Origin of the sequence: Sinomicrobium weinanense, from assembly GCF_018863395.1 — a bacterium.
In the GTDB taxonomy this organism is placed as follows: Bacteria; Bacteroidota; Bacteroidia; order Flavobacteriales; family Flavobacteriaceae; genus Sinomicrobium; species Sinomicrobium weinanense.
In genome coordinates this window covers 838,180-854,881 of sequence record NZ_JAHKRR010000001.1, presented here as the reverse complement: position 1 = coordinate 854,881, position 16,702 = coordinate 838,180, and the positions used below count along the sequence as shown (strand labels likewise).

At 44.6% G+C, this 16,702-nt stretch carries 14 protein-coding genes; 8 read left to right on the top strand and 6 right to left on the bottom strand.

Annotated features, from left to right (window positions below):
• Window positions 1-113: 113 nt before the first annotated feature.
• The 3 genes from KN811_RS03735 to KN811_RS03725 all read right to left on the bottom strand — a co-directional run bounded on the left by KN811_RS03735 (window position 114) and on the right by KN811_RS03725 (window position 4,518).
• The gene (locus tag KN811_RS03735; protein WP_187967468.1) at window positions 114-2,699 is read right to left on the bottom strand and encodes a phosphoenolpyruvate carboxylase; all 2,586 of its coding nucleotides are present in this window, start codon (window positions 2,697-2,699) and stop codon (window positions 114-116) included.
• A gap of 93 nt (window positions 2,700-2,792) precedes the next feature.
• The gene (locus tag KN811_RS03730; RefSeq protein ID WP_187967469.1) at window positions 2,793-3,272 is read right to left on the bottom strand and encodes an Lrp/AsnC family transcriptional regulator; all 480 of its coding nucleotides are present in this window, start codon (window positions 3,270-3,272) and stop codon (window positions 2,793-2,795) included.
• Between the two features lie 130 nt (window positions 3,273-3,402).
• Window positions 3,403-4,518: a M14 family metallopeptidase gene (locus KN811_RS03725; protein ID WP_187967470.1), complete on the bottom strand. Its 1,116-nt coding sequence runs from the start codon at window positions 4,516-4,518 to the stop codon at window positions 3,403-3,405.
• Between the two features lie 308 nt (window positions 4,519-4,826).
• Here KN811_RS03725 and KN811_RS03720 point away from each other — a divergent pair, with 308 nt between their 5' ends.
• The 3 genes from KN811_RS03720 to KN811_RS03710 all read left to right on the top strand — a co-directional run bounded on the left by KN811_RS03720 (window position 4,827) and on the right by KN811_RS03710 (window position 6,545).
• Window positions 4,827-5,231: a helix-turn-helix transcriptional regulator gene (locus KN811_RS03720; protein ID WP_187967471.1), complete on the top strand. Its 405-nt coding sequence runs from the start codon at window positions 4,827-4,829 to the stop codon at window positions 5,229-5,231.
• A 114-nt stretch (window positions 5,232-5,345) separates the two neighbouring features.
• Window positions 5,346-5,729: a hypothetical protein gene (locus KN811_RS03715; protein ID WP_187967472.1), complete on the top strand. Its 384-nt coding sequence runs from the start codon at window positions 5,346-5,348 to the stop codon at window positions 5,727-5,729.
• 3 nt (window positions 5,730-5,732) lie between these two features.
• Window positions 5,733-6,545, top strand: a complete 813-nt coding sequence (locus tag KN811_RS03710) for a TerC family protein (protein ID WP_187967473.1) — start codon at window positions 5,733-5,735, stop codon at window positions 6,543-6,545.
• 117 nt (window positions 6,546-6,662) lie between these two features.
• Here KN811_RS03710 and ligA read toward each other — a convergent pair whose 3' ends face one another.
• From ligA to prmC, 3 genes are all read right to left on the bottom strand, one after another.
• Window positions 6,663-8,660, bottom strand: a complete 1,998-nt coding sequence (ligA, locus tag KN811_RS03705) for an NAD-dependent DNA ligase LigA (protein ID WP_187967474.1) — start codon at window positions 8,658-8,660, stop codon at window positions 6,663-6,665.
• Between the two features lie 154 nt (window positions 8,661-8,814).
• The gene (gene tnpA / locus KN811_RS03700) at window positions 8,815-9,276 is read right to left on the bottom strand and encodes an IS200/IS605 family transposase (RefSeq protein WP_187967475.1); all 462 of its coding nucleotides are present in this window, start codon (window positions 9,274-9,276) and stop codon (window positions 8,815-8,817) included.
• Between the two features lie 80 nt (window positions 9,277-9,356).
• Complete coding sequence (gene prmC / locus KN811_RS03695) at window positions 9,357-10,214, bottom strand: peptide chain release factor N(5)-glutamine methyltransferase (RefSeq protein WP_187967476.1); 858 nt, start codon at window positions 10,212-10,214, stop codon at window positions 9,357-9,359.
• 255 nt (window positions 10,215-10,469) lie between these two features.
• Here prmC and ribD point away from each other — a divergent pair, with 255 nt between their 5' ends.
• The 5 genes from ribD (at window position 10,470) to purL (ending at window position 16,626) form a co-directional block, all read left to right on the top strand.
• On the top strand, window positions 10,470-11,519 hold the full coding sequence (ribD, locus tag KN811_RS03690; protein WP_216334665.1) for a bifunctional diaminohydroxyphosphoribosylaminopyrimidine deaminase/5-amino-6-(5-phosphoribosylamino)uracil reductase RibD: 1,050 nt from the start codon (window positions 10,470-10,472) through the stop codon (window positions 11,517-11,519).
• A complete protein-coding gene (locus KN811_RS03685; protein ID WP_187967548.1) occupies window positions 11,516-12,130 on the top strand; it encodes an IMPACT family protein in 615 nt (204 codons plus the stop codon). The genes ribD and KN811_RS03685 overlap by 4 nt, the downstream gene beginning before the upstream one ends.
• Window positions 12,131-12,223: 93 nt before the next feature.
• Window positions 12,224-12,433 carry a hypothetical protein gene (locus tag KN811_RS03680; protein WP_187967549.1) on the top strand — a complete coding sequence of 70 codons (210 nt, stop codon included), beginning with the start codon at window positions 12,224-12,226 and terminating at the stop codon, window positions 12,431-12,433.
• 2 nt (window positions 12,434-12,435) lie between these two features.
• A complete protein-coding gene (locus KN811_RS03675) occupies window positions 12,436-12,657 on the top strand; it encodes a hypothetical protein (RefSeq protein WP_187967550.1) in 222 nt (73 codons plus the stop codon).
• Between the two features lie 270 nt (window positions 12,658-12,927).
• Window positions 12,928-16,626 (top strand): phosphoribosylformylglycinamidine synthase, encoded by a 3,699-nt coding sequence (purL, locus tag KN811_RS03670; protein ID WP_187967553.1) that lies wholly within the window; start codon window positions 12,928-12,930, stop codon window positions 16,624-16,626.
• The last annotated feature ends 76 nt before the right edge of the window (window positions 16,627-16,702 follow it).

Here is a 16,702-nt window from a genome sequence, read left to right as displayed (position 1 = left end):
GTGACCGGAGTGTTTTTATGCAAAGCCCTTAAAATAAACAGGCCACGGATACACCAATAAAATGTAATTGGTGTATCCGTGGCCCCCCTATATATTCCCCGCTTCATTCCGGCCTAGGCGGAATTTCTGCTGGCGTTGATATTACCGAAGAGTGAACGCATTACCATTTTTTCGTAAATGTCGAGTTGCTTCGTATCAACTTTTCCTTCTTTTCGCAATTCCTGTATTTTACGCAGTGCATATTGCTGTATGGTGAGCAATGGCAATACGATCTTTTCCCGTATTTCTATGGATGCCTTTCCGGACCTGGTATTTTGCATCAGGCTTTTATCTCCGGTCACTTTGAGTATCATTTCCTTGCTGAGCAGGTACTCCTCGTAAATGATGCTCCAGAATTCGCCATATACCGGGTCGTCTTTCATATAAGCTGTTAACTTAAAGAATGACTTGGTAAGGCTCATCATACTGTTTTCCAGAAGTGTACGGAAAAATGCGGAATTTCTATATAATGATCGTACCTTTTCGAACTCTCCTTTTTTCTCCAGTTGTGCTATGGCTGTACCCACGCCATAAAATCCGGGTACATTTTGCTTTAGCTGGCTCCAGCTACCTACAAAGGGTATGGCCCTCAAGGCAGAAAAATCGAGTTTATCTGATTTTCCCCGTTTAGACGGACGGCTGCCAATATTGGTCTTGGCATAATATTTCAGCGTACTCATCTCTTCCAGGTATGGCAGGAATTTAGGGTGTTTTTTAAATTCCACATAAGTGTCATAGCTGATATCGGCCAGTTCCTCCATGGTCTTTTTATCTTCGTCACGGAGAATACTGTCTTCATCGGCAAACACTTCATTCACCACCCCGGAGCTGAGTAGCTGTTCCAGGTTGTACTGGCAGGAATCCAGCGTACCGAAATTAGAGCTGATCGTCTGCCCCTGTACGGTGAGCTGTACTTCTTCGTTTTCTATCGTAGGTCCGAGTGAAGCATAGAACTGGTGGGTTTTTCCGCCTCCTCTGGCGGGTGGTCCTCCCCGGCCGTCGAAGAATACCACTTTAATACCGTATTTCCTGGACACTTCGGTAAGTACTTCCTTGGCCTTATAGATACTCCAGTTGGCCATAAGGTACCCGCCATCTTTTGTACCATCCGAGAAACCGAGCATGATGGTCTGTTTGTTGCCCCGTTTTTTCAGGTGTTCGGCATAGACCTTGTCTGTGTAAAGGTTTTCCATAACCTTATCGGCGATTTGCAGATCATCTACGGTTTCAAACAGCGGAACCACATCCAGGGTCGGGGTTTTCCAGTCGCACAGGCGTATCATGGCAAAAGTTTCCATGACGTTGAGCTCGCTACCGTTGTTACTGATGATATAACGGTTGGCTCCCAGTTCGCCATTGCTCTTCTGGATCTCCTTAATGGCGTAAATGGATTCGAGGGTAGACCGGGTGATCTCTTCTTTAAAGAGTTCCGGGTTCAGTTTTCCGTTGACCTTTCCAAGCACTTCGACCTGTTCCTTATCGGACAGGCTTTCATAATTGTCGGGGAAAATATCCAGTCCGAGTGTCCTGGATTCACGGATAATGTCGGAAATGACAGTATGATGCACACGTGAGTCCTGGCGGATATCGAGCGAGGCAAAATAAAATCCGAATATTTTCACCTTGTTTATAAGGTCGTTTATCTCTTCCACAAAAAGCGACTGGTGTTCGTTGACAAGGATATTCTTTATTTCCTGAAGGGTAGCAAGCATTTCCTCTGCCGTTATGGTCGGTTTTTGCGTGTGGATATAAATACTTTCGTATACTTTTTGTTCCAGGTCGGCCATCAGTTTGTCCACGACCTTAAATGTGATCCTGCGTTTGAGTCTCCGGATGTCCCTGTAATAATTTTTCAATACGGTAATACGCAGCCTTTCAGCCACTCTCAGGGTGGTTTCGCTGTTGACAAAAGGGTTCCCGTCACGGTCACCTCCCGGCCAGAAGCCCAGGTTGACGATCTGGTTGTTGAGCTCAACCTCTTCGAAGATATTGTTCTGTATATAGTTGTATATCTTACTTACGGCATGATAAAACACATTTTCCAGGAACCAGATAAGGCTTACGGCCTCGTCATACGGTGTGGGCTTTTCCTTTTTAAAGAACGGGGTTTTCCCCAGCTGGGCCAATAATTTTTCAATCAGGGCCAGGTCGTTATTGCGTATGGCCCTGGTAAGATCGGTAATGATCCCCAGCACCGGGCCGGGATAGAATTGTGTAGGATGCGCAGTGAGCACGGGCCTTACCTTGAACCTTTGAAGAAATTCGCGTAGCGCTGCCGTCTTGTTCTTTCCTTCGGCTTCTTCTTTGATGCTTCTCAGGGTCCCCCGCCCATCCATATTGTTCACAACAGGAAAAGCGGCGTCTTCAATGGCATCGAACAATACTACCTGCCGCTCTATGTACTGGATAAAACGAAAAAGCAGGTCGTTCTTTTCCTCTTCATCGGGATTGTCATAAAACTTGGAAAAGAAAGCCTCCACGATCTCGGACGGATTCTTGTTCTCGTCATACCCTTTCTCACAAATTTCACTGAATAAGGGCAATAAAACCCCTGTATTGGTTATTTCATCAAAAGGCAGGGTCATCAGTATACTGTTGTATATCTGATATTTGGACAATACACTTTCGTTAAAACGTTCAATTTTAGGTTTTCTCAACATAAATACTCTTCTTTTTTCTTTGCCCGAAGATACAAAAAACCCTTTCCAATACAGCACTGGAAAGGGTTCTTTAGCTTGTTATAAACAAAAATTTTACATTTCGTTAAAAATGGAGTGCATCAGGCGTTTTTTATCGTTGATACTTTCTTCCAGGGAGATCATGGTCTCTGTCCTTGCCACTCCGTCGATATCATCGACACGGAAGATAATGTCTTTGGCGTGCTTGGTATCTTTGGCCCTTACTTTACAGAAAATATTAAATTTACCCGTGGTGACATGAGCCACAGTAATATTCGGGATCTCATTGAGACGCTCGATAACGAATTTCGTCTGGTGCGTCTTTTCCAGGAATATACCTACGTATGCTATAAAAGAATACCCGAGCTTTACATAGTCAAGGGTAAGTGAAGAACCCCTAATGATACCGGCCTCTTCCATTTTCTTAACCCTTACGTGAACGGTACCCGCGGAGATCAGCAATTTTTTTGCTATATCGGTAAACGGTGTACGCGTATTGTCAATAAGCATATCTAAAATCTGGTGATCTACTTCGTCTAATCTAAACTTTGCCATATTAATCTTACTTTAAACTAAATAAATTTACACTTGCTTTGTTTAACACAGAATATTAAAATGCAAAAAAATGAAAAATATTCAATATATACACGTAAATGTTTGGATATTTTGTTAAGAAAGGGTTAATTTAAATGAATAATTTAAGTAATTCACTTGTTTTTAATCTTTTTTCTTCTATGGGGTCGGCTTCCAGATCGTCTGCATCAAATTCCTTATGACCGTAAAACCCTTGTAAATCACCGGTTTCTGAGACATAGGGCACAAATTCGATTTTGGAATCCCCGGGTTCTTCCTTATATAATATACCTATATCCTTATATTGTATCTTCCCTCCTTCTTTGAACGGAAAACGACGTATTAATATATCGAAAAAGAGTTTATTGTTCTCCGGAATATCAAAATAAGCGTTAAAACCTGTTCCGTCCACTTCATTTTCGGCAATATACTGAAGGGCGGTGACCAGGGCGTAAAACACATATTTCCGGGTGATGTCCCTGGCATAGTCTTCCGGGAAATGTCCGGACTCGAACAACAGGGTGGGCACTCCGAGCGACTGAAAACTGTCGCCCACACAATTTATATTAAAAGTATCGTCGTACCTCCCCACCTGTCCCGGGATAAACTTTTGAACGGCATTGTTTATGACCGCAATGATCTCCATGCTCTTTTTCCTGGGGAGGGTTATATTCCGTTCTTCGTCGGTTGCAGGCGATAAAAAAGACAATGTAGCCGGTTTTGCCGCATTCCCCGTGTTGAAAATGGTACGCTGATCGTGCAGGTTAAAGCAAAAATCGGGCAAAACGGTATCAAATACATGCCTGAGTGTAAGACTCTCCGGCTGGCTGAGTTTTGCAGCATCCCTGTTCAGGTCCGTCCCGTTGGCATTTACCCGGGTATAAGCCCTTGCCCCGTCCGGGTTCAGCATGGGTATTATATATATGGTACAGTGGTCGAGTATAGCTGAAGCCACTTCCCCTCCCTGATCCAGCAATGCCAGAAGATCCATAACAGCCTTGGTCGTTGTGGATTCATTGCCGTGCATTTGCGACCACATCAACACCTTTTTGGGGCCTCTTCCTGTTTTAAAAAGATATATAGGACGATCTTCTACCGAATATCCTGCTATCGAAAGTTCCCCCAGGGTTCTATATTTTTTTAAAAGGGGTTCTATATCGTCGAGAATAATATACCTGTTGTTTACATTTCTTTCCCGGTTATTGTCGTGCCACTGCGCTAATTCCATCAGGTTGATTTTATAAGGTTACAAAAGTAAACATTTGTAATTTCACATTTGTAAACAGCGAATTGATTGCTTTATGTTTACATATTTAAACAGGTACATCCTTTGTAACACACTATGGACGCCTAAGAGAAGCATCAAATTGCCTGAAATTTATATCTTATATTTAATTACCATCTATTCAATTATTTATAATATTTAATATAAACAATAACTAAAAGATAAATCAACTTATATTAGCTTGAAATTTGCTATTCTAAGCTATCTTGTTTACATTTGTAACTCACACTCTTTCATTAACCCTGTTTACAATGGTAAACATTGAAGATTTTAGCAAAAGACTTCAGGAGGTGCTGGATTATTACGGCCTGAGCGCTTCCTCCTTTGCCGACAGGATCGGGGTACAACGCTCGTCCATATCTCACATACTTTCCGGAAGAAACAAACCGAGCCTGGATTTTGTGCTGAAAATATTGCAGACTTTTCCCGAGGTGGAGCTCTACTGGTTATTGAACGGCAAAGGGGTTTTCCCGTCAGAAAAACAAAAAACACCAAAAGAAACAAAGGCCGGTCCTTCTCCCGACCTCTTTTCCGGTCCGGGCAAAACACTTTCTGTACCCGAAAACACCAGCTTCCAGCAGGGTAATGCCGAACTGGAACGCATCGTTTTCTTTTATAAAGACGGTACTTTCAAGGAATACAGGAACGAAAACTAAAATTCCGTATCATTTCTAAAAAAGGGCTCAGAAAATGTTCCCTGACATCAATTTGTTGTGTGTTATAAATATGTATCTTTGTTTGTATCGTATCACAAAAATTACCGTATATCCGTGAAATTATTTATCAAGATCGCCTGTCTGTCTTTGGTTATTCTTTTGGTTTCCTGTTATCAGGCCGAACGCAATTGCAAAGATTTCAAAACAGGCACCTTTGAATTTACTTATACCCTGGATGGAAAAGAAGTGAAATCCAGGTTTGTGCGAAATGATTCCATCAACATCGATTATATCGGTGAACATATCGACACCTCTTCTGTGAACTGGGTGAATGATTGCGAGTTTGTTATGCGAAAGCTACACCCAAACTCCATCAGGGAGCGGAAGGCCGTACAGGTTAGAATACTCACCACGGACCAGGATTCCTATACTTTCGAATATTCCATTGTTGGAGACAATAAAAATAAACAGCGGGGAACCGCAATAAAAGTCAATTAGTCCATGTTTGAGATCCTTTCTTCACCCGACGCTTGGATTGCCCTGCTTACACTTACGTTCCTCGAGATCGTTCTCGGGATAGACAATATTGTTTTTATATCCATAACCGCTAACAAGTTACCGGAAAACCAACAGCGAAAAGCCACCAATTGGGGACTCTTCCTGGCTATGCTACAACGGATACTCCTGTTGTTTGCCATATCGTTTCTCGTGGGCCTCAAAGCACCTTTTTATCATATAGACACATCATGGCTCTCCATGGGGATCAGCGGACAGGGTATTATTTTGTTTGTAGGAGGCCTTTTTCTGCTGTATAAAAGTACATCGGAAATACACGAAAAAGTGGATATGCCGGAACACGGTGAGGAAGAATTGAAATCCAAAAAGATAAGCTCGTTGTCCAAAGCCATCACCCAGATCGTGATCATTGATTTTATCTTTTCCATAGACTCCATTCTCACTGCTGTGGGGATGACCAATGGTATTGGCAATAAACCCGGTGATGCCCTGATACTGATGATCATTGCCGTGGTAGTCTCCATTGTGATTATGATGACATTTGCCAACCCTATCCGCAAATTTATCAACCAGCATCCGTCCGTGCAATTACTGGCCCTGGCCTTTCTTATCCTGATCGGTTTTATGCTTATTGCAGAAGCCGCACACCTGTCGCATACCAAAGTGTTTGACCAGGAAATAGGAGCTATTCCAAAAGGCTACCTGTACTTCGCGATAGCCTTCTCCCTGCTTGTGGAATTTTTGAATATGAAGATGCGGAAAAAGCGGGAAATGAAAAATAAAACCGTCAACGAATAAAATGTTTTTATAGGTCCTTATGGTGATTTGTAAAGTTTTTTAGTGACACATCATTCAACAAATTTCTACGAATCGCCATAAGTCACCACAAATCTCTACAAATCACCTTATCATCTTTTACAGCATTTCCAAAAATTCGTGTTCGGAAATAATGGGAATATTGAGTTTTTCGGCTTTATCCCTTTTGCTGGGGCCCATATTATCCCCGGCTACGACATAGCTGGTTTTGGAAGATATGGAAGAAGCTACCTTCCCGCCGTTGTCCTCGATATGTTTTTTAAGGTCATTCCTGGACAGGGTTTCAAATACTCCGGACACTACGAAAGTCAGTCCCTTTAATTTATCGCTTTGATTTTGCAGTTTTTCCGGGGCAATCTCCATCTGTACGCCATAGGACCGAAGCCGTTCCACGATATCCACATTGTTTTCGTTCCGGAAAAATTCTACCACACTTTCCGCTATTTTTACACCGATTTCGTCTACCGTAACCAGGTCTTCGAGCGTAGCATCTTTTAGTGCTTCAACAGAAGTATAGGCCCTGGCCAGTTTTTTGGCCACAGTTTCCCCTACAAAACGGATTCCCAGGGCATACAATACCCGCTCAAATGGGATCTCTTTCGATTTTTCTACCCCGGCCACCAGGTTTTCGGCACTTTTTTCAGCCATACGCTCCAGCGGAACGATCTGTTCTTTTTTAAGGAGATAAAGGTCGGCATAGTTTTCTATTAACCCTTCCTTGTAGAGGAGCTCCACGGTTTCGCCCCCCAGGCCTTCAATGTCCATGGCTTTACGGGAAATAAAATGCTGTATACGTCCGGTGATCTGCGGCGGACAACCGTAATAATTAGGGCAGTAGTGTTGTGCTTCTCCTTCCCTTCGGATAAGTTCTGTATCACATTCAGGGCAATGGGTTACGTATGATGTAGGTGTCGAATCCGGTTTACGCTGCGTAAAATCTACCCGGATGATCTTGGGGATGATCTCTCCTCCTTTTTCGACAAACACAGTATCTCCTACCCGGATGTCGAGCTTCCCGATCTGGTCTGCATTGTGCAGGGAGGCCCGTTTTACCGTAGTTCCGGCAAGCAGTACAGGTTCCAGGTTGGCGACAGGAGTGATAGCCCCGGTCCTTCCCACCTGATAGGATATACTGTTCAATGTGGTAGAAACCTGTTCTGCCTTGAATTTATACGCCATTGCCCAACGCGGGGCTTTGGCAGTGTATCCCAGTTCCTCCTGATGGGCTATGCTGTTGACCTTAACCACAACACCATCCGTTTCATACGGAAGTTCATGGCGGTGTACATCCCAGTAATTCACAAAATCCATGACCTCCTGCGTACTCTGACATAGCCTGGCCACCGAAGGGACCTTGAAACCCCAGTCCCGGGCTTTTTCCAATCCCTCGAACTGGGTGGAGAAATTCAGGTTATCCCCGACGATACTGTATGGCAAACAGTCCAGCGGCCGTTTAGCCACTTCCGAATTGTCCTGTAATTTCAGGCTTCCGGAAGCCGTGTTCCTGGGGTTCATATACGGATCTTCCCCGGCCTCTACTCGTTCCTGGTTCATTTTGGCAAAACCATCACGGGGCAGGATGATCTCTCCCCGGATATCGAATTTTTCAGGATAGTCGCCCTTTAATCGTAGCGGTACCGAGCGTATGGTCCTTACGTTATTGGTAACATCGTCTCCCTGAAAACCGTCGCCCCTGGTCACGGCACGGGCCAGTTCCCCGTTCTCATAAGTAAGACTCATAGAAGCCCCGTCATATTTGAGTTCACAGACAAATTCCACCTTAACATCTCCCAGAATCCGCAATATCCGCTTCTCCCATTCCTCCAGTTCTTCCCTGGAATAGGAATTATCCAGCGAATACATGCGATAGTCGTGCACCACGGTCTCGAAATTCTTGGTGATCATCCCTCCCACACGAACAGTTGGCGACAAAGCGTCGTAATATTCCGGATGTTTGGCCTCCAGTTGCTGGAGTTCCTTCAGTTTCATGTCAAATTCATAATCGGATATGGTGGGATTATCCAATACATAATAGTTGTAATTGTGTTTTGTGAGCTCTGCCCTGAGTTCCTCTATTTGTTTTTGAGCGGGATTCATAATTTATAATCTGTTTTATGCATAATACAACCCCGTTAGGGGTGCTCTGTTTATAAAAAATGTATGTGAAAATCGTATTCAACCCCGTTAGGGGTGCCCTGTTTATAGAAAATGTATGTAAAAATCATATTCAACCCCGTTAGGGGTGCCCTGTTTATTCTATCCAATCAAACAGGTATTTGGTATCGTATTCAATTTTAAATTTTTCCAAAAAATCCAGGTATTCTTCTTTAAACGATCTCTTTCCATGATGTTCTTCCTGGTTTTGAATATATTTTATAACCCGATCTATCTGGCTAAGAGAATACGAAAAAGCCCCAAAACCTTCCTGCCAATGGAATTTTCCCCTGATCCACCGATTGTCGTTTATAAATTTGGATGATCCCGCCTTTATATCCCTTACCAGATCTGAAATGGCAATTCCTGGCTTAAGGCCTACCAATATATGAATATGATCAGGCATCGCAAATATAGACAACATTTTTTGTCCTCTTTTCTGTACAATACCCGTTATATATTGATGTAATTCTTCTCTGTGATGTTTTGAAATAAGGTTTTGCCGGCCTCTTACGGCAAAAACGATTTGAATGTAGATTTGTGAATAGGTATTAGGCATGTTTACAGGGCGCTCCCATGGAGCTTGATTTTTATGTGATTATATAATAAACGTTCTATAAACAGGGCGCCCCTATGGGGCTACTTTTTTGTTGCTTTTATCATCCGGTCATTACCTGACAGATCTTTTCGTAATTCGATATTTTTAAATCCTTTACCTTTTAACATATCAACCGTTTCTTTACCTAAATACTGATTGATCTCGAAATACAGCTTCCCTCCTTTTTGTAGTTTTTCCCAGGCCAGCCGGGCTATTTTTTCGTAAAAAACAAGTGGTGCTGTATCTTCTACAAACAAAGCCCGGTGAGGTTCGTGCAGCAATACATTATTTTTTATTTCTGACTTCTCTAAATTCCTAATATAAGGAGGGTTAGATACTATTATATCAAGTCTTGATATAGGTATATCTTCTACGGCTAAAATATCGAGATGTATAAAACCCACATGCGCTTTGTGTCTGCTTGCATTCTCTTTTGCAATGGCCAGCGCTTTTTTAGAAACATCCAGCGCTGCCACTCTGGCCAACGGTAAATGCACGGCAAGGGAAACTGCAATACAACCGCTGCCCGTACCTATATCGAGCAGGGTAAGGCCCTTTCCTTTTTCCTTTTCATGGTCTTTACATATCCAGGCTACCAGCTCCTCGGTTTCGGGCCGTGGTATTAATACGTGTTCATCAACCTTGAATTCAAGACCGTAAAAATCAGCTTTCCCCAGGATCTGCTGAACCGGCTTATGTTCTTTCAGGCGTGCGAGAGCCTCGAATAGCGGTTGTTCTTCTTCCCTGGTCAAGGTTATTTCTGGTTGTAAAGCTAAAGTGAGCCTTGAGATACCGCAAAAATCCCCGGTCAGCCGGAAAAACAGCGTATCGATCTCCTTTTCATCGTATATTTCTTTCAGTTCCGACTGAAAAATATGTTGAATTTCCTTTAATCTCAAAATCGCAATCTGTTTATTTCAGGTCTTTGGGCATCCATTTGGGGCCGGAACAATATCCGGTAGTTCCCTGGGATGCATCCAGATAATAAAATCCTTTCTTTTTGTATAATTCCCGCGCAGCTTTCAGGTTATATTGTTTCCCGTTTAGTTTTTTTACAACTTACTGTTTCATATTACGGCGGGTCCTCTTTATTATGTTATTTTTGTTAGCTGGAACCAATTTTGTTCCTTCGCAAAAACAAGAATTTTGAGCACGTGAATATACATGAAAAATACCTAAAACGCTGCATCCAGTTAGCCAAAAATGGACTGGGGACCACCTATCCGAACCCGCTGGTAGGAAGCATTGTGGTTCATAATGATACCATTATCGGGGAGGGCTGGCACCGGAAAGCAGGTGAGCCCCATGCAGAAGTCCACGCAATCAGGTCCGTTACCCATACATCCCTGCTGGCAGAGTCCACGATCTATGTAAGCCTGGAGCCGTGCAGTCACCACGGAAAGACCCCGCCATGCAGTGATCTCATCATCTCATCAGGCATTAAAAATGTGATCATCGGCACTATCGACCCTTTCGACGCCGTTGCAGGAAGAGGTGTAAAAAAGCTCATGGAGGCCGGTTGTAATGTAGTTGTGGGGGTTCTCGAAAAAGAGTGTCTCGAATTGAATAAGCGTTTTTTCACCTTCCACAACAAAAAACGGCCCTATATCATATTAAAATGGGCTGAGAGTGCCGATGGATATATCAGTCCCTCTCAAAAGGAAAAGACGGCACCGGTATGGGTAAGCAACCCTTATTCCCGCCAGTTGGTGCATAAATGGCGAAGTGAGGAACAGGCCATTTTGGTGGGGACCAATACAGTCGTGGAAGACAATCCGAAACTGGACACAAGAGACTGGACCGGAAAGTCCCCGGTGCGGGTAGTGCTGGATAAAAACCTGCGCAGCCCGAAAGATTTTGCCGTTTGGGACAAAAGTGTAAAAACCTTGTTTATAACCGGAAAGGAGGCACCACAGGAAGAAAACATTTATATCGAACCCATTGATTTTTCCGGAGATATTGCCCGGCAGGTTTGTGAGGTACTCTACCGGCACCAACTTCAGAGCGTCATTGTAGAAGGCGGGGCACAAACACTCCGCACCTTTATAGAAGAAGGCCTGTGGGACGAAGCCCGGGTATTCCGGGGAAATGTACGGCTCAATGGCGGTACCCGTGCTCCCGGGATCACAGGGCGGCCATTCTTAAAGAAAAACATTAAGGGCAACCTGTTAAATATCATAAAACAAGAAAACCAGGACGATTGACAGAAAAAGACACCTACAAAACCATAACCGGGGCTTCTCCTGAAGTACTCTTCAAGGACAGGAACAGTAAATTTTACGGCTATGCCTACCCGGTAACCACAGAAGAAGAGATCAGGGATCACCTGGAATCCCTGAAAAAAAAACACCATTCAGCCCGGCACTGGTGCTATGCCTGGCAACTGGGCATGGAAAACCCCCGGTTTCGCGCCAATGACGACGGGGAACCCAACAACTCTGCCGGAATGCCTATCTATGGGCAAATACAATCTTTTGACGTAACGAATGTGCTTATTGTCGTGGTCCGCTATTTCGGCGGGGTGAAACTCGGTGTGGGCGGACTCATCAATGCCTACCGCAATGCCGCACAAATGGCTTTGGAAGCCGCAGACATTGAAGAAAGAACGATCGACGTAAAATATGAACTTGCCTTTGAGTACAAGGACATGAACAAGGTGATGCGGATCATCAAGGAGAAGAACCTGAACATTGCAGACCAAAAGCTGGAACTGGATTGCAGGATCACCATTACCGTCAGAAAAAGGGAGGCCGGGATGGTCGCCGAAATATTCGAACAGCTTTACGGGGTGGAAATAAAATGTGTTACTCACTGATAACCATTATTTAAATTCGATCAGCTACCCCTACCTGACTTTTAGAACCAAAATCACAAAGCAATTCGTATATTTGTAGAAAAGCAATATCTCATGAGGGAAATAACACTTAAAATACCGGATAAAAAGTTCTCTTTTTTTATGGAATTGATCAGGCAGCTGGGCATTCAGGTGGCTGATGATATTGAAATCTCAGAAGAGCACAAGGCCATTGTCAGAGAACGGATTAAAAATTCCAAACCTGAGAACTTAATTCCCTGGGAAGAAGCCCGTAAACAGTTCACTTTTAAAAATAAATCGTAATAATGGCTTATTCTGTCATTGTAGAACCTGTGGCCATTCAGGATATTCAGGAAGCCATTGACTATTATGACGAACAACAACCCGGACTTGGAGAGAAATTTGAAGCTGTTCTGAATAAACATTTAATCGCGTTAAAGAAAAATCCTTTCTTCCAGGTTCGTTATGATACTACGCACTTGCCTCCCTATAAAAAAATACCCCTACATGATACACTTCACTATTGACAAAAAACGGAAAGAAGTTACGATAAGAGCCATATTCAACACTTCAAGGAACCCACAAATTTGGAAAGGCAGAAAATAAACCTTCTGCATTAAGTATAAAAACTTCCTTCTCCCCTTAGCCATTTCACTGTTTTTTTCATTTACCTTTTTATAAAACCGTTCTAAAATAACCCTGAAACCAGAGGGAATGATCTAAATAAATAATTAAATTTGCAGCTTTAAACAACGATACTACCAAACAGTATAAACAGGCATTAATTCAACAACATGATGATCCTTTTCTTCGGAAACCCAGACCACAAGGTTTTTGCAGTTCAGACCGACAAAGAACTTTCTAAAGAAGATAATTCGAAATTAACGTGGCTGTTTGGCGGTGAGCCGAGCCTCGAAGTGGCGTCTCTCGACGCCTTTTTTGTTGGCCCGAGGGCCACAATGATCACACCCTGGAGCACTAATGCGGTGGAGATTACCCAGAATATGGGGATCTCCGGTATAACCAGGATAGAGGAATTTCAAAGGGTTCCGGAAGATTTTACAGATTTCGACCCCATGCTTTCCCAGAAATACAACGGGCTCGACCAGGATATATTCACTATAAACATACAGCCCGAGCCCGTCATCGAAATAAACGATATCGCTGCTTACAACCAAAAGGAAGGCCTGGCACTGAATGAAGAGGAAATAGAATACCTCGAAAAACTCGCTGCCAGACTGGGCAGGAAACTTACAGATTCTGAAGTATTTGGTTTTTCACAGGTAAATTCAGAACACTGCCGCCACAAGATATTCAACGGCACTTTTGTTATAGACGGGGAAGAAAAACCCGTATCGCTGTTCAAGCTAATCAGAAAGACTTCCGAAGAGAACCCTAACGATATTGTTTCCGCTTATAAAGACAATGTAGCCTTTATAAAAGGCCCTAAAATACAGCAATTTGCACCTAAAACCGCTGATAAGCCCGATTTTTACGAGATCAGGGATTTCGAATCGGTGATCTCGCTCAAGGCGGAAACACATAACTTCCCCACCACGGTAGAACCGTTCAACGGTGCTGCAACCGGATCGGGAGGTGAGATCCGCGACAGGCTGGCCGGCGGGCAGGGTTCACTGCCACTTGCAGGTACAGCTGTTTATATGACCTCTTATTCCCGCCTTGAAGAAAACCGTCCATGGGAAAACGGAATGCCCGAAAGGAAATGGCTCTACCAAACCCCGATGGACATCCTTATCAAAGCCTCTAACGGAGCCTCCGATTTTGGCAATAAGTTCGGACAGCCCCTCATTACGGGGTCCCTTCTCACCTTCGAGCACCAGGAAAATGCCCGTAAACTGGGATTTGACAAGGTTATTATGCTGGCCGGAGGTATCGGTTACGGCAAAGCGGACCAATCCAAAAAACAAACTCCGAAAAAAGGGGATAAAATAGTGATACTAGGCGGGGACAACTATCGCATAGGTATGGGAGGCGCCGCCGTTTCTTCGGCAGATACCGGGGAATTCAGCAGCGGCATCGAACTCAATGCCATCCAACGCTCCAACCCTGAAATGCAAAAACGGGCCGCCAATGCCGTTCGAGGTATGGTGGAAAACGAGGTCAATACCATCGTCTCTATTCACGATCACGGTGCTGGGGGACATCTGAACTGTCTTTCAGAACTGGTGGAAGAAACCGGTGGAAAAATAGACCTGGACAAACTTCCCATCGGCGATCCCACACTCTCCGCCAAAGAGATCATAGGGAATGAATCGCAGGAACGTATGGGATTGGTCATCGGGGAAAAAGATGTTGATACACTGCGCCGTATAGCCGAAAGGGAGCGTTCACCCATGTACCAGGTAGGGGACGTTACAGGCGACGATCGCTTTACTTTCGAATCCTCCTCCAACGGACTGAAACCCATGGACCTTGAACTGGAGGACATGTTCGGCAGTTCCCCGAAAACCATTATGAAAGACAAAACGGTACCGATTAAATACGCCGATCCGGAATACGATACCAATCATCTGGAAGACTACCTCCGACAGGTATTGCAACTGGAAGCCGTGGCCTGTAAAGACTGGCTGACCAACAAAGTAGACCGTTGTGTTAGCGGACGTGTTGCCAAACAACAATGCACCGGCCCCCTGCAACTGCCCCTGAACAATTGTGGGGTCATGGCCCTGGATTACCAGGGCCGGGAAGGAGTAGCCACGTCCATCGGCCACTCCCCCGTCTCTGCCCTGATCGACCCTGTGGCCGGAAGCCGGAACAGTATTGCCGAAGCACTGACCAACCTGGTATGGGCGCCGCTTAAAGATGGTTTAAAAAGTGTATCCCTCTCCGCCAACTGGATGTGGCCCTGTAAAAACGAAGGTGAAGATGCCCGGCTTTACGAAGCCGTAAAAGGATGCTCGGATTTTGCCATTGCACTCGGGATAAACATCCCTACGGGCAAGGATTCCCTTTCCATGAAACAAAAATATCCCGACGAAGAGGTCATCGCCCCGGGGACCGTTATCATCTCCGCAGCCGGAAACTGTAATGATATTACAGGCATCGTTGAGCCCGTATTGCAACGAAACAGTGGAAGTATCTATTACATAAACCTTTCTGCTGACAAATTTAAACTCGGCGGATCGTCTTTTGCACAGGTCCGCAATAAAATAGGTAGCGAGGCCCCTACCATTCAGGATGCAGGTTATTTCAAAAAGGCGTTTGATACGGTACAGCAGCTTATTAAAGACCGCAAAATAGCGGCCGGCCACGATGTGGGAAGCGGCGGGCTTATTACCACGCTTCTCGAAATGTGTTTTGCGGACAATAACCTGGGAGCACAGTTGGACCTTACCGCCCTGGGAGAACCCGATTCTGTAAAACTACTGTTCAATGAAAATGCAGGTATAGTGTTCCAGGCCGTTTCTTCCGAAGCAGAAGACTTTCTTACCGAAAACGGCATCGAGTTTTTCCGTATCGGAAACGTCGTGGAGGGCGACCGCCTGCAACTGAAAAACAACAGCGACAATTTCTCGTTCAGCATAAGCAGCCTGAGAGACACCTGGTACAAAACCTCTTTCCTGCTCGATAAAAAACAGAGCGGGGAAGAAAAGGCGGAGCAGCGTTTTGACAATTATAAGAAGCAGCCTTTAAAATATGATTTTCCCGCTTCATTTACCGGGAAACGCCCTGTTATTCAACCTCTTAACGAAACAAAAGGAAGACCAAAGGCCGCCATCCTCAGGGAAAAAGGGAGCAATTCCGAACGCGAGATGGCCAATGCCATGTATATGGCCGGGTTTGATGTTAAGGACGTACATATGACCGATCTGATCTCCGGAAGGGAAACCCTCGAGGATATTCGTTTTATCGGTGCCGTGGGAGGATTTTCCAACTCTGACGTCCTCGGTTCTGCCAAAGGGTGGGCCGGAGCATTCCTCTACAATGAAAAGGCAAGAACAGCCCTCGAAAATTTCTTTAAACGGGAAGACACGCTCTCTCTCGGGGTCTGTAACGGCTGCCAGCTATTTGTTGAACTGGGGCTGATAAACCCCGGGCATGAACAAAAACCGAAAATGCTGCACAACGAGTCCCGTAAATTCGAATGTACCTTCTCGGCTGTGGAAATACAACCGAACAATTCGGTAATGCTCGGCTCCCTTGCCGGCACCAGGCTGGGAATATGGTCTGCACACGGGGAAGGCAAATTCAGTTTTCCGTACGAAGCGTCCCGTTATAACATCGTGGCCAAATTTGCTTACGAAGGCTATCCGGCCAACCCGAACGGTTCGGATTACAACACAGCCATGATGGTTTCTGACGATGGCAGGCACCTGGTGGCCATGCCACACTTTGAGCGTTCCATATTTCCGTGGAACTGGGCATACTATCCGAATGACAGGAACGATGAAGTTTCTCCGTGGATAGAGGCCTTTGTGAATGCCAGGAAATGGCTGGAAGGGAATGGGAAAGTTCAGCCCTTCGACTGTGCTTAGGATAAGAGGTTTAAGGTTCAAAGCTTAAAGTTTCGGTTCATACCCAAACCTTGAACCTTGAACCTTAAACTTTGAA